Source organism: Legionella bononiensis, from assembly GCF_016786215.1.
GTDB lineage: Bacteria > Pseudomonadota > Gammaproteobacteria > Legionellales > Legionellaceae > Legionella > Legionella bononiensis.
In genome coordinates this window covers 97,079-111,101 of the sequence record NZ_JADOBG010000012.1, presented here as the reverse complement: position 1 = coordinate 111,101, position 14,023 = coordinate 97,079, and the positions used below count along the sequence as shown (strand labels likewise).

The window sequence follows — 14,023 nt, the reverse complement described above, 5'->3', positions numbered from 1 at the left end:
ACAGGTGAACTGTAATGAAAAAATTAACTGTTGCATCGTTATCTTTGTCGTTTTTCTTAGTTGGTTGTGCGCCAATAAATAATGAAGGCGTAGGTACTATTTCAGGTGGTGTTGTAGGTGGTTTACTTGGCAGTCAATTTGGCAGTGGTTCAGGAAAAGTAATGGCCGCAGCTGGAGGCGCCTTATTAGGTGCTTATTTAGGTGGTCAAATTGGTAAGACTATGGACAGGCAGGATCGCATGGAAATGCAACGTGCTTTAGAAACTGCTCCAACTGGCAGGGCTGTAGTCTGGTCTAACCCTGATAATGGAAATCGTTATACAGTACAACCAACGAGAACGTATTATCGTTCACAACAACCTTGTCGTGAATACATAACCAAAGCCTTGATCGGCGGTAAAACCCAACAAATCTATGGTAAAGCATGTCGTCAAGCTGACGGTTCATGGCGTGTTGTGAATTAATCTGTTGATTATTTCCAGAAAATAATCAAATCAATTTTATTCTTTTGTTATAGGGGGCTTGATTATAGCCCCTAACACTCGCCATACATGTAGCATGTTCTGTAGTTCCTCTACATTCTATAGGTCAATCCCTGCACAAGCGGGGATGATACTTCATAAAAATTGAACTCTAATATTAAGCAACCGTCCCAAAGTTTTTAAAGCATCTTCGCCTTAATAAAAGCAGTAAATGCCCCGCTTACATGGTTAAACTCCCTCTCCCGCGCAAGCGTTGAGGAATACTGACATTTAATTACTCGGCTGATTAATGGGCACTCCGTGTGAGCAAAAGTAGGTCATTCCCGCGCAGGCGGGAATCCAGGCATCAAATTAGAACCTGATTGTTTTTTGCTAAATGGATCCCCGCCTTCGCGAGGATGACGTCATTTCACTCAGTGTGAATTAACTAAGGTCTATAAGATGATTAAATGTATGTCCGGATACCTTAGCGCTCAAACGTGCTAATCGATGCAAACTTAACATAGACGTTTTTCCTGACTTTTGTTCGAAATAAGTATCGATATTTTAAAACAGCATCGATGTTTGTGCTATATTTATACAGTAAGTTAACAATAAAAGTAATTTGTACTCATGGAGAGTGAAATGGCTCACTTAATTTACAGTGTATTACCAATGCCACCACGAAAAATTGTGTACATTCATCCCAATGAAAGTGTAAAAAAGTGTATTGATTTAATGGTGGATATGGATATAGGTGCAGTTGTAGTTGTCGATTCAGAGAATAAACTGATTGGTATAGTAAGTGAACGAGATATTGTTCGCTCCTGTTTGCATCAATGTGTGGATCTCAATGCTGGCAAGGTTTCTGATGTAGTATTCACTAAAGTAAGTATACTCAGTCCACATGATACAGTTGAAAAAGCGATGCAAGTAATAACTCAGACGAAAAGAAGACATCTTTTGATTCGTGAAAATGATGAGTTTCTGGCGATATTATCAATTGGTGATTTGCTTTTACATTTACTGGATGATAAGGCAAGGGTTATAGAGCATTTGGAACATTACATTCATAATTAACCCGGACTTACGAAAAACGCCCAATCTTTTCGTTAAAAGGAATCTTTAATTAATACAGGAGACGTCATTTCGAACGAAGTGAGAGATCTCTTGAAATCAGCATGGTGCCTGCTCGTGGAGATCATTCACTGCGTTCTGGATGGCGAAATTAGCGCGGAAATTGAGACGTTACAAACATTCCTTTTGCCTCGATCCCAGAGGTTTTTCGTAAGTCTTGTGTTATAAATGTTCAATTTCTTCATTTCTCAAAATGATCACTGGGTGCTATAGTTATCTTTTGACTAATACATCCGAGCTATGACAACAACTTTCAGAATTCTATTCGTGTTATTTGTAGTATGGTCCAATCTTTGGGCGGCTACTACTCCTGCCGTCTGGTATACCCAGAAAGAGGATAAACAGGTCATTATTAATGTTGAATTGTATCTGTCTACTACTTGTAAATATTGTCATAAAGCGGATGCTTTTTTTAGTGAACTGCAAGCCACCACTCCATGGTTGCATGTACAGCGTTATATGATTAATGAAGATAAAAAGGCATTGATTCAGTTTAATCAATTATTAATGGAACAGAATATGTACGACTTCAGCGTGCCTTCTGTATTTTTTTGTAATTCGCGCTGGATTGGCTTTGCATCGAATGAGACCACGGGTAAAGATCTGCTTCGAGGTTTGACTTACTGTAAAAATGAAATTGAAAAAAATGGAACATTATCACCAGTTACTGTTAATGTATTAAAACGTTGGGGCCATGCAAATATGTTTGGTTCGTCCATGATAGAGCACCCATCTGCAGCAAAATATATTGGAACAATTGCATTAATGGATGCATTTAATCCCTGTGCCTTCTTTTGTCTCGCTGGATTTTTTGCGCTTCTTTTTATTCAGGAAGAGAGAAAAAAGCAATTACTGGCCGGATTGTTATTTATTATTACAGTAGGGGGAGTGCATTTTTTCCAACAGGCTTATGCGAGTACTTTCTTTGGGGTATTACCTTTCTTACGTTTGCCTGCGGCATTTACTGGGTTATTTTCTTTTTATCTCGCAGGCCAATATTACAGGAAACGTACAACAACACATTTACTGTTTTTATTGACCTTTTTGCTGGCATTTATGATTCAGTCCTATCAACAAACCTGTATCATGAACTGGTCCTATATTTTTGGCCAATGGTTATATAATCAACAGCTAAACAATGCTCAATTGATCCTGTATCAATTAGCTTACCAGGGTATTTATTTAATATTCTTATTCATTACACTTGCATTATATGTCATGCTCATTCGTACTGAATTTTTTGCCAAATTGAGGCAAAGATTAAATACGATAGGTTTATTATATATTATGACAATAGGCTTATTTTTAATTATTTATCCTTGGGCCCTGGCTAATTTGGCATTATCCTTATTTACCTTAATCATTTTATTTGTCTGTGGTTGGTTTTTAAGTAAATACCTTAGCCCGGTAAAAGATTAAACAAAGGAATCAATAAAAATAAATCCAGAATTATGATCATTTCAGGATTTTTAGAATAAACTTAACAATAGATAATGGAATGATACCGTGTGATGAATAGGGGGAAGTTCCTGAAATGGACGATTCGAAATACAAAGATTTATTTCCAATTGCCGTAGAAGTTCAGCAAGGGCAGGAATATTATTGGTGCAGTTGCGGTGAAAGTACTAAACCACCTTTTTGCGATAAAGATGATTGTGGGCAAAAGTCGATTTATTATTTGGCCGATTTAACAGAAGACCTTCATTTTTGTAATTGCAAACAAACCAAAAATCCGCCGTTGTGTGATGGATCACACGCGAAATTGTTACTGGAAATTGTAAATAAAAGACAAAATACATGAATTAAGAAAAGGATTTCTTAAATGATTGATCAAGAGCTTAAGAAGAAAATAGTTAATACAATTGGTCGTTATGAAACAAAATGCGACAAAATGCAACTGCAGATCAATGCATTAAAAAATGTAATCAATCAATTGATCATAACCCCCGTGGGTATTAATTATGAAATGGATGAGCAACTCTCTAAATTTCGCGATCAATTGGATGCAGAGTTTGACCCTGCTGCATTGGAAAAAAAGGTCAATGAATTGGTGGATCAATTTGCCAAATTACATAATAAAAATTTAGAGAGTTCCCGCGTAATAACAGGCTTGGTGAAGCAGGGCGTTGATTCTGTAAGTCGTATAGCCAATAAATCTCATGATAAACGGGCCGTTTCCAAATTACTTAAAATGCTGGACACTGAGGTGGAGAATCAGGTAATTCTGATTCATTTTAATGAAGTACTTACCCAATGTGTGTCCTCAGTTATTAAAGAAATCGAAGATCTGTCGCAAGTTTCCTCTGTCAATGAATTATTAAAAAATAAAGATGGGGAAATCAGTTTAAAAATTAATGACAGCTTACAGCAGTTAATTAATCATTTATCGATACCTCAAGATTTGGATGCAAAAAGAGAAGAGATAAAATTAATTCTGGAACGTCAGTTAACCACTGAGGATTTAAATAAAATAATTGACGGATTAACTGAGTTGGTTGTAGATGCTTTTAATGTAGAGCAAAACAGATTTAAAGGATTTCTTCAACACTTAACGAATCAACTTCATGATTTTGATGTTTATTTGAAAGCTACTTCTAAAAATCAGAAAGATGGTGTTCTCGAATGCCGTCAGTTAGAGCATGGAATTCAAGATAATATAGAACAAATCAAAAATCATATGGATAATTCAACGACTATTGAAGAGCTGTCAGCAAAAGTCAGCCAAAATCTTAAACTTATCGGAGACCGAATCAGAGCATTTCGCAAAAACCAACAACGACGCGAAAAAGAGTTTGAACAACAGGTTGTAACATTACAAACAAAATTAACGGAGTCTCAGCAACATGCTGAAGAAATCAGGAATCTGTTGTCCTTCCAAAAATACAGAATTAATCACGATAGTTTAACCGGTTTACCTAATCGTGAAGCATATGATGAATGTATGCTGGACTCATACCAACGATGGAAACTGCATTCCAAACCATTATCATTGGCTATTGGCGATATCGATCATTTTAAACACATTAATGATAATTTTGGGCATTTGGCCGGGGACAAAGTTCTTAAAAAGGTAGCAATGATTTTTAGATCCTCAATTCGCAATCTGGATTTTATATCTCGGTTTGGTGGTGAGGAATTTGTATTTATTTTTGAGGATACTCCCGGAAATCAGGCATATTCTGTTCTTGAGAAATTACGAAAACTGGTTGAAGACTGTCAGTTTTATTATAGAGATAAAAAAGTTGATGTGACTGTGTCTTTTGGTCTAACCACTGTTATTGAAAGTGATGATATTGAAAGTTTATTTATGCGGGCTGATAAGGCAATGTATAAAGCCAAAAACAGCGGACGAAATCGAATTGAAATACTATAATCGAATCTAAAATGAGCTATCTTCTGGTGGATAAACCATTTTGCTGGATGCAAATTTGACTTGATCTTGTACCCATGATTTGGGATTATCTAAACTCTTGGTTTTTAGGGTAGTACTATGAGTAAACTCATTGATATTCCAGTTGTAGTTGAAAGCGGGCAAAAATATAAAACTTCAAATGGGGTAACCGCAATTAAGGACGGGGTGAAGTCAACAGGTCTTACTCATGAACGCTTACCAAAACCCAAATGGTTACGTATTGTAAATCACACCACTCCTGCTTATAACCAAGTGAAGGAACAGGTTCAAAAACATCGTCTGGCGACAGTATGTGAAGAAGCGAAATGCCCTAATATTGCCGAATGCTGGTCGCATGGAACCGCGACTATCATGTTAATGGGGGCTGTCTGCACTCGTGCCTGCCGATTTTGTGCTGTAGATACTGGGAATCCACATGGTTGGCTTGACATGGAAGAACCTGATAATACCGCAAATACTGTTGCACTGATGAATCTGGATTATGTCGTGTTAACTTCGGTTAACAGAGATGATTTACCTGATGGTGGAGCCAGTCATTATGCGAAGACGATCAAAGCGATTAAACAACGTTCTCCGCGAACCAAAGTCGAGGCTCTGACTCCTGATTTTCAGGGTGTTGAACACGATGTGGCAGTTCTGTTGGATAGCGGTGTTGATGTTTTTGCGCAAAACGTTGAGACCGTTGAGCGTTTGACACACCCAGTTCGGGATAACAGGGCAGGATATCATCAAACTTTAAATGTATTGGCTTTTGCCAAACGATACAGACCTGATGTTTTAACCAAAACCAGTCTGATGTTGGGATTGGGTGAGACAAATGAGGAAATCATTCAAACCATGGATGATTTGCGTGCTCATCAAGTGGATATTTTAACTTTGGGGCAGTACCTTCAACCTACAAAAAATCATTTGCCTATAGAGCGTTATGTGACCCCGGAAACTTTTGCCGAATTAAGACAGATAGGCTTACAAAAAGGCTTTTTTGAAGTAGCATCGGGTCCTCTGGTGCGATCCAGTTATAGAGCCGATCGAGTGTTCAAACGAGATAATTTAGGCTTGGAAGAACCTAAGTAAGCGCATAAATCCAGTGGATATTGATAATTAATCAATTACTTCTCAATACTCTGAGACTTGCTCCTGAACGATCTTCTTCTATTAAAAAAGTACGATGAATAATTTTAATTTGCACTTGTTATAGGGTTTCATCCTCGTTATAGCGCTGAAGAACCAAGGCATTTAATTATTCAACCGTTTGATTATAAACCCATATGATTAAATAATGCGTCATTCCCGCGAAGGCGGGAATCCATGCATCATATTAACACCTGATTGTGTTTGCTTAATGGATCCCCTTTTTCGCAAGGATGATCTAAAAAAATTAGGATCGTTCAGGAACAAGTAGCGGAGCGTCGAAAGAGAATTGGACAACAATCGGTATAATTATAAACCTCAGATGTAGGTTCAAATTTCCCAATTAAAAGCCTATAATAAGTCCAATGTGGTTTTATTAGCGACATTTGATTGAATGACTTTTAAAGATTGGTGTTATGAGGCGCTGGGTATTGTTGAATTTACAGAAGGCAAAATCCTCAATTGCATATTTATCCCTGCGTTACCCAAGAATTCTCTAAAGAGTTTTTCATTGGTTGAGTGGGCTGGTGGATATCCTGTCAATGTCTCTAATATGAGTGGAATTATTATTCCTTATGATAACTATCTAGTATTAATGGATAGTCTACAGAATATTTTTTGGAACTCTCGTTTATTTCAACAGACTTATCAAGAATGGTTAAATCAGTTTTTTTTAAATTTGGGAGTCGATTTAACTCAAATGAGAGAATATAAGGATTTTTCTTCAATTCATTTGACTTTTAATACGCCTCAGTCGCAAATCAATTTTATATCCCGATTTAATTTTTTATATCCTATAGTGAGTTATAATCCCATATTGCGAACCGAATCCCTTCAATTACCTGCCACTATTATCAGGTATCTATTAACATTGTATTATCAAGATCCTGTTGCTGAGATAAAAAATAGTCGCAATTATTCAGTAATGCAAAATCATTTGGATAATTTGCGGCAATTAAAACAATTGATTGAACATCATAACCTGCAGATCAGGCTTGATTACTCAATGATGCTAGCCAGGGATTTTTCTAATAGTATCAGAAATGGAATCAGGCTAAGTCCTACGCACGCAGCAAGTGCATATTCTCTTTCATTAAAGATATATGCTGAAGTGAATCGAGATAATTTAACTACAGTACAATATGAAGAGTTAAATTATGCAGCCTCTCTTTTGGCTGCATATACACCAGAAGGGAAATTACGACAAAGTTTGAAAACTGATACAAAATTTATCAAATATCTGCACGAACAATTCAAGGTTCCCAACCTGAATGGACAGTTGGCTCAGATGCCTTTACTTAAACATTTAGCTGAACCAGAGCAAAATCTGATTTCATCGTTAATAGAGCAAAACTTGAATGCAATGCTTTATGGTTGTCCCTTTATTTCTATAGGTTACGGTTCTTATATAAGCATGCTTCGATTTCTCCCCGGAAGGCAAATGCAGTCTGATACGGATGAACTGATTTTTCAGGGTGGAGGAATGAGAGGACATGCGGCAGTTTTTAGAATCATCAAGATTGGATTTCTGGCAGATGGTGTTAGAGCTGAATTCAATGAGAAACCATTTTTTTATGAATATTATAAAGTTGAGGATAATTTAGGGGATGGTTATCATGAACTCAATTTATATGAGAAAACCTGTACTGGAACTTATGTAACTCAATTAGAACCATATACAATAAAGGACGGTGTTTTTATCCGATTAAAATTGGATCCCTTTACACAACCTGTTGAATATCAAAACGCTATGGAATTTACCCTGAAGGAATTAATCAGGGTGGAGCGATTAATCAAATTTTATAGGAAACCCTCTTATTCAGCCATCAGTCCAGATTTTTCCTCTCCAGACAGTGATGAAGCCAATGAATGGATTAGACTGAATGAAATTAGACTGTTCCTCAGTGGACGAGCACATCCATACCCACTGGTTTATTATAGTAAGGATCCTTTAAATCCATCGATAGGTCATCGTCGTACCGTATGTAATCGAAGAGGCTTTTATCAGGAAGGAGGTAGTTGTCCTGTATTTTCACTTAAAAGTCTGGTGAATGGTGTGATTGGCAGTGAGCTGATGACTTTGCACAATAATTTTATGCAACTGAATAATTCAAGACACTATATGAGGTCGATTGAATGTAAAATTGCTTTATTACACTATTTTCTTTCCCGACTTGGACAGTCACAAAAAGCATCAATGACTCCTGCCCCGAATTTGATAACACCTGAAGAAAAACCGACTGTATCTGGGGCAACAGTTCAGTATAGAGTTTCTTTTTTTAGTGAAAATCAGTCTGAGCCAGTGTTATCTAGTCATAAAGAAGTAAGGAAAACAGGGTTTAGAATGTGAGATTGAAACACTTTGTTACCCTGAATAGCATGTGTTCATGCCAGTTCGATTCCTTTATTTCTCATTTTCTTTTGTAAGAAATAGGCTAGAACGTACATGAATATTCCAATGCCCAAAGCACAAACTCCCATGATTAGATAATAGCTTTTATAATAGGGCAAACTTTCTACCGCGCTTTTAATGTGTTCTGGTATAGCAACCCAGCCTGCAACCCTTCCTGAAATTGCGTTGGACATAGAGCTGGCCAAGTACCAGACGCCCATCGCAAATGCTATTGCGCGCCCATCACAATACAAACCAATCATACTTAAACCTATGGCACTGACCCATAATTCTGCGATTGAAATTAAAACGTACGTTAAGGCAATATAATTGCCGTTGACTATGCCTTCAGTTGCTCTGCTGGCAGCAAAAGCCATGACCAGTAGTGCTATACCTGAGAGCATGGTTCCTGCTGCAAATTGATAGGGGATGGTGAAACGAGAAAACAACCGGTAAAAACGCGGAAGCTGGCTGCCTATAATTAAAATCAATAAAGGATTTAGCATTTGATATTGCGCCGCAGAGATGCTTAAGCCTAATAAATTATGATCGGAATTATTATTGGCAAATAAAACCAGTGTACTGTTCATTTGGTTGTAAATGATAAAAAACACAACCGCTTCTATTATCAGTAGGACTGCTATCATTTGTTTACTGCGAGTTTCGCCTGTAAGTAGAGCAGTTTTTACTATAAACCAGAGTATTCCTATGCTACAGCCTAGAGCAATCAATGTGCTGGCTATATAAACATGCGAATAGGCATATAAGGTCAGTGAATAAATAGCGGCAATATAACCTATTAAACGAAAGATACCTTGTTTTGAAAGCCTTGATTTATCCTTGCCCCAGATGACCGATTCATAAATCGAATACCTTTTGACAAAATTCAACGCAGCAATGGATTTACCTATGAACGTCAGGGTTAAAACAGACAAAGGCCCATACCTGCTGTCTAATAATGCAGGCGCGATTAAAGTCGCCAGAAGCGCGCCTACATTAATGGCCATGTAATAATAGGTCATTGCAGATTTTGCTTTTATTGCATCATCCGAATAAATATGCGAAACCATACTGGATGCCGTACCCATTAATAAAGAATTGGTAGCGGGAATAAATGCAAATGCTGCAATAAAAAGTTGATCTCCCAAAGAGCTTATTGTGTATCCACTAAGCATTACCAGTAAGTAGGCGCATGCCAGCATGATGCTGCCAAGAAGTATGGATCGCCTGATCCCCACAATAGTATCCGCCATGTATCCACCAAGTACGGGCATCAAATATCCGGTTGCTTGAGTCACTCCAATAAATGCATAGGCTTTAGCCTGGCTATAACCCAAACCCTGAGAGAGGAGGGGGCGAGTTAGAAATAAAATTAAAACAGTATTAAGCGCATAAACTGAAAACTGGCTCCAGAATGTAATGAAGATAATATTATTGGTTTGTTTTTGTCGTAGATTTAATTCGGGAAGATAATTTTTAATAGTTTCAGATATCAATTGTTCACCTCGTCCATGAAAATATAAATCTAAAATATCTTATAAAAACAGAGTATCACTTCTTTGCAAGGACTACATCTATTATATGAGTATCATGATAGGGGAAAGTGAAAATTTTGCTGAACAGTCGTTTCAACCGTTGAATCAAAAAATATTTAGGTAACATGCGAATTGACAGGGTATTCAGAAACCAGGTGCCTTCAATGCCAAAAAGAGCTAATTCGTCAATGTTATTGAGCGTAATCGGTATTTCCAGGCGCTTGTGATCAATGATTTCAAACTGATGCTGTTTAAAGGCGAGCATCAGCTCATCAAGATTTGCGGCAACCGTAGTATTTTTGACTATGGATTTATAGTAATGACCCACGACACTGCTTAATAAAGAATCCTGGGCTATAAATTCAGCTAATTGCTGTTGTGCGACAGGAAATGAATCATAGGTAGTCGTGATCATTGAATAATGCCCAGTAGCCCGTGTTAACAATTTAGCTTCATCGAATAAGATATTGATAGGAATGTAGGCATTAATAAAATGTGCAAGAACCAAATCCTGACTATGGGGAGGCAAGAATTTGCTCGCATCAGCCGCACTGGTTTCTATGGTTTTTAAACTCAAGGTTTCATTGGCACGCTTTAACATTTCAGAAGAAACGTCAATACCGGTAAATTCTGCAGCAGGCATAATGTGCTGAAGCTTGCGCAGAAAGGCACCGTCGCCAACACCCAGATCAAGAACTTTATAATTGGGTTTTAAGCCCAAATGAAATTTCTTCATCTGTTCAATAGCAACATGATGACTCTCACTAATTGCTCCAAAGCGATTAGCGGTAGCATAATTCTCAGCGATTTGGTTATACATGGCCTTCAAGGACATGCAGAATTCCTGTTTAACACTATTTTTCAAGTATATCCTTAAAATGGGGCAATTGGCGACAGGTGTTTGAGGAAAATATTTAGATGACTAAGAATTTTAATCCTTACCACCTGTATTCGCAGAACATAACAAAAAAAACTGTCGTATTCGGAGGTTTATATATGTATATGATTTGTGTAATCAACACTCATTTTCATGTATACTTCAAATTTTTATTATAATTCATGCTACTTTGTGAAATAGATTAAATAGCTTGTTACTATCTCAAAATAGTTGTATTTATTATTGCCTGTAGTGATTAGTTATTGATGTGCAATAAGTATCATTGGAATTATTTCTATAAGTAATGGGGTTCTTTTATGAGTTGTTTTGTTATTGCAGAAGCTGGAGTGAATCATAATGGTGATATTCAATTAGCTAAAGAATTAATATATGCAGCAAGAGACTCTGGTGCAAATGCAGTTAAATTTCAAACATTTAAAGCAGATACTTTAGTTAACAAAAAAGCCGAAAAAGCTCAATATCAAAAAATAAATTCTTCAAATTCAAATACTCAGCATGAAATGTTAAAAGCATTGGAACTTTCTGAGGATGATCATTACCTTTTGAGTGAATTAGCTACATCCCTTGATATTGAGTTCATGTCAACCGGTTTTGATGAAGATACAATTGATTTTTTGGTATCGATTGGTGTAAAGCGGCTAAAAATTCCATCAGGCGAAATTACTAATCTCCCTTATTTAGAACATATCGCTCAAAAAGGGCTTCCGTTGATTATGTCTACAGGTATGTGCGATATTGAGGAAGTGCGGCAAGCAGTTAATACAGTAAGTCCTTTGTTAGGTAATAGAATAAATAATGATCTTGTTTTATTGCATTGCACATCAAATTATCCAGCAGCATATAAAGATGTTAATTTAAGAGCTATGCAAACTCTTGCAAAAGAATTTAATTTACCTGTCGGATATTCTGATCATACTTTAGGTATTTTAGTTCCCACTTTGGCAGTAGGATTAGGTGCTTGTGTTATAGAAAAACATTTTACTATGGATAAAACACTTTCTGGTCCAGATCATGCCGCTTCTATGATGCCAGAAGAATTAAAGCAAATGGTGCAGGCAATAAGAGATACAGAATCTGCATTGGGTTCTGATGAAAAAAAACCAGCAGATAATGAAATACCAATCAGAGCCTTAGTACGTAGAAGTGTAACCTTAAAGCATGGTTTATCAAAAGGAACATATATTTCAAAGGATGATTTAATCTTACTTAGACCTGGCACCGGAATTACTCCTGCAGCCTTGCCCAAAGTAGTCGGGGCTAAACTCAAGATAGATCTTCCAGAAGGAAGTACGTTGTTATGGGAACATATAGAAGTATGATGCGAAGAAAAATAATCTATGTTACCGGTACGCGAGCAGATTATGGACTTATGCGAGAAGTACTTAAGAGGCTTGATGCCTCTGAACACATTGAGCTTTTGATTTGTGTTACAGGCATGCACCTCTCTACGGTTTATGGGAATACGGTTGAAGAAATTGAATCAGATGGTTTGACAATTTGTGGTCGTATAGCAGTAGACGTTGAAAATACAACTCATATAATGATGTCAAAAAGTATTGGTTATGAAATATTAGGTATGACCGATGTTTTTGCTCAAGAAAAACCTGATTTGATATTATTGCTTGGTGATAGAGGAGAAATGTTGGCCGCGGCGATTTCAGCAGTCCATTTAAACATACCTTTAGTTCATTTACATGGTGGAGAGCGTTCAGGCACAGTAGATGAAATGATCAGACACGCTATCTCCAAATTATCGCATTATCATTTTGTTGCGACAGAGAATTCTAAGCAAAGATTAATCAAGATGGGGGAACAGGAAGAGTCTGTATTTGTTGTTGGTGCTCCAGGGTTAGAAGCAATTAAAAACTATAAAATCACCAATAAGGAATCAATTTATCAACGTTTTGGATTTTCTTCAAATAAAAAAATGTGTTTATGTATCTATCATCCTGTCGTACAAGAATATAATGAATTGAAAAATCAGTTCAGACATGTTATTGATGCCGCTTTAGCTGTTGATCTCCAGGTTATCTGTTTGGAACCAAACTCTGATGCAGGTGGACACCTAATTCGAGAAGTAATTAAAGAATACAGTGAATATCCTGATGTGAAGATTTTAAAACATTTACCAAGAGCAGAATTTATTGATTGTCTGGCTCATGTTGATGTCATGTTAGGTAATTCAAGTAGTGGAATAATAGAGGCTGCTTCCTTTAATTTGCCTGTAGTCAATGTTGGCAGTAGACAAAATCTTCGCGACCGTAGTGATAATGTTATAGATGTTTCCACCTCTTATGATTCTATTAGGGCTGGATTACAAGAAGCATTGCAAAGAAGTAATGAGGTTTATACAAATTGCTATGGAGATGGAATGACAAGTGAAAAATGTTATAAATTGTTAACAACTTTACCTTTAAATAACCATATATTGAATAAGTGTAATGCATACTAAATTGAAAATCATTGGCTGTGGTGGGCATTCAAAGGTAGTTATTGATACTTTATCTAATACCTGCCATTCCTACATTGTATCACTTTGTGATAGTAATAAAGAACTAGTTGGCACAGAGATTTACGGTATTATAGTCGACTCAACAATGGATACTTTATTGGATCATATTGGATTTGTACATGTTGCTATTGGTAATAACCAGGTTCGGGAGCGGATTTATAATTCTTTAAATTCTGAATCATTACCATTATCAATTATGCATCCTACAGCTGTAATATCCAAATTTGCTGTTATAGGTTCAGGTTCATTTGTTGCTGCAAACGCAATACTTGGGCCTGAGAGTTCCATTGGTAAAGGATGTATTGTAAATCATGGGGCAATTGTTGATCATGAAGTTAAAATCGGTGCTTATACACATATTGCTCCCAATAGTACTTTAGGTGGACGAGTACGTGTTGGTAATGGGGTTTTGATCGGAGCCGGAGCAGTGATTTTGCCTGGTATAAGCTTGGGTGATGGATCGGTAATTGGTGCTGGAGCAGTGGTTGTTAAAGATGTACCATCTGGCTCTATAGTTAAAGGTGTACCTGCAGCATGAAGGGAAT

Annotated in this window: 12 protein-coding genes; 10 read left to right on the top strand and 2 right to left on the bottom strand. The window is 36.9% G+C overall.

All coding sequences use genetic code 11. The annotated features are described in order from the left end of the window. The first annotated feature begins 14 nt into the window (after nucleotides 1-14). From IZU94_RS08820 to IZU94_RS08790, 7 genes are all read left to right on the top strand, one after another. Entirely contained in the window at nucleotides 15-464 is a 450-nt protein-coding gene (locus IZU94_RS08820) for an RT0821/Lpp0805 family surface protein (RefSeq protein WP_203109934.1), read from the top strand. Nucleotides 465-1,106: 642 nt separating this feature from the next. Further along, nucleotides 1,107-1,541, top strand: a complete 435-nt coding sequence (locus IZU94_RS08815; protein WP_203109932.1) for a CBS domain-containing protein — start codon at nucleotides 1,107-1,109, stop codon at nucleotides 1,539-1,541. 324 nt (nucleotides 1,542-1,865) lie between these two features. Next, on the top strand, nucleotides 1,866-3,017 hold the full coding sequence (locus IZU94_RS08810) for a hypothetical protein (protein ID WP_369410892.1): 1,152 nt from the start codon (nucleotides 1,866-1,868) through the stop codon (nucleotides 3,015-3,017). Nucleotides 3,018-3,132: 115 nt separating this feature from the next. Then, on the top strand, nucleotides 3,133-3,399 hold the full coding sequence (locus tag IZU94_RS08805) for a CDGSH iron-sulfur domain-containing protein (RefSeq protein ID WP_203109928.1): 267 nt from the start codon (nucleotides 3,133-3,135) through the stop codon (nucleotides 3,397-3,399). Between the two features lie 21 nt (nucleotides 3,400-3,420). After that, nucleotides 3,421-4,971: a GGDEF domain-containing protein gene (locus IZU94_RS08800; RefSeq protein WP_203109925.1), complete on the top strand. Its 1,551-nt coding sequence runs from the start codon at nucleotides 3,421-3,423 to the stop codon at nucleotides 4,969-4,971. Between the two features lie 117 nt (nucleotides 4,972-5,088). Then, entirely contained in the window at nucleotides 5,089-6,084 is a 996-nt protein-coding gene (gene lipA / locus IZU94_RS08795) for a lipoyl synthase (protein WP_203109923.1), read from the top strand. Between the two features lie 451 nt (nucleotides 6,085-6,535). Continuing rightward, nucleotides 6,536-8,491 carry a hypothetical protein gene (locus IZU94_RS08790; RefSeq protein ID WP_203109922.1) on the top strand — a complete coding sequence of 652 codons (1,956 nt, stop codon included), beginning with the start codon at nucleotides 6,536-6,538 and terminating at the stop codon, nucleotides 8,489-8,491. Nucleotides 8,492-8,526: 35 nt separating this feature from the next. Here the strand turns inward: IZU94_RS08790 and IZU94_RS08785 are convergent, their stop codons facing one another. Both IZU94_RS08785 and IZU94_RS08780 read right to left on the bottom strand, forming a co-directional pair. Further along, nucleotides 8,527-10,029: a peptide MFS transporter gene (locus tag IZU94_RS08785; RefSeq protein ID WP_203109921.1), complete on the bottom strand. Its 1,503-nt coding sequence runs from the start codon at nucleotides 10,027-10,029 to the stop codon at nucleotides 8,527-8,529. 55 nt (nucleotides 10,030-10,084) lie between these two features. Next, a complete protein-coding gene (locus IZU94_RS08780; protein WP_203109920.1) occupies nucleotides 10,085-10,903 on the bottom strand; it encodes a class I SAM-dependent methyltransferase in 819 nt (272 codons plus the stop codon). Nucleotides 10,904-11,262: 359 nt separating this feature from the next. Here IZU94_RS08780 and neuB point away from each other — a divergent pair, with 359 nt between their 5' ends. From neuB to IZU94_RS08765, 3 genes are read left to right on the top strand one after another with little or no spacing between them, the layout of a single operon-like run. Further along, nucleotides 11,263-12,285 (top strand): N-acetylneuraminate synthase, encoded by a 1,023-nt coding sequence (gene neuB / locus IZU94_RS08775; protein ID WP_203109919.1) that lies wholly within the window; start codon nucleotides 11,263-11,265, stop codon nucleotides 12,283-12,285. Continuing rightward, on the top strand, nucleotides 12,264-13,418 hold the full coding sequence (gene neuC / locus IZU94_RS08770) for a UDP-N-acetylglucosamine 2-epimerase (RefSeq protein WP_238400301.1): 1,155 nt from the start codon (nucleotides 12,264-12,266) through the stop codon (nucleotides 13,416-13,418). Before neuB ends, neuC begins: the two co-directional genes overlap by 22 nt. After that, nucleotides 13,408-14,016, top strand: coding sequence for an acetyltransferase (locus IZU94_RS08765; RefSeq protein ID WP_203109918.1), 609 nt, complete (start codon nucleotides 13,408-13,410; stop codon nucleotides 14,014-14,016). Before neuC ends, IZU94_RS08765 begins: the two co-directional genes overlap by 11 nt. Nucleotides 14,017-14,023: the final 7 nt, after the last annotated feature.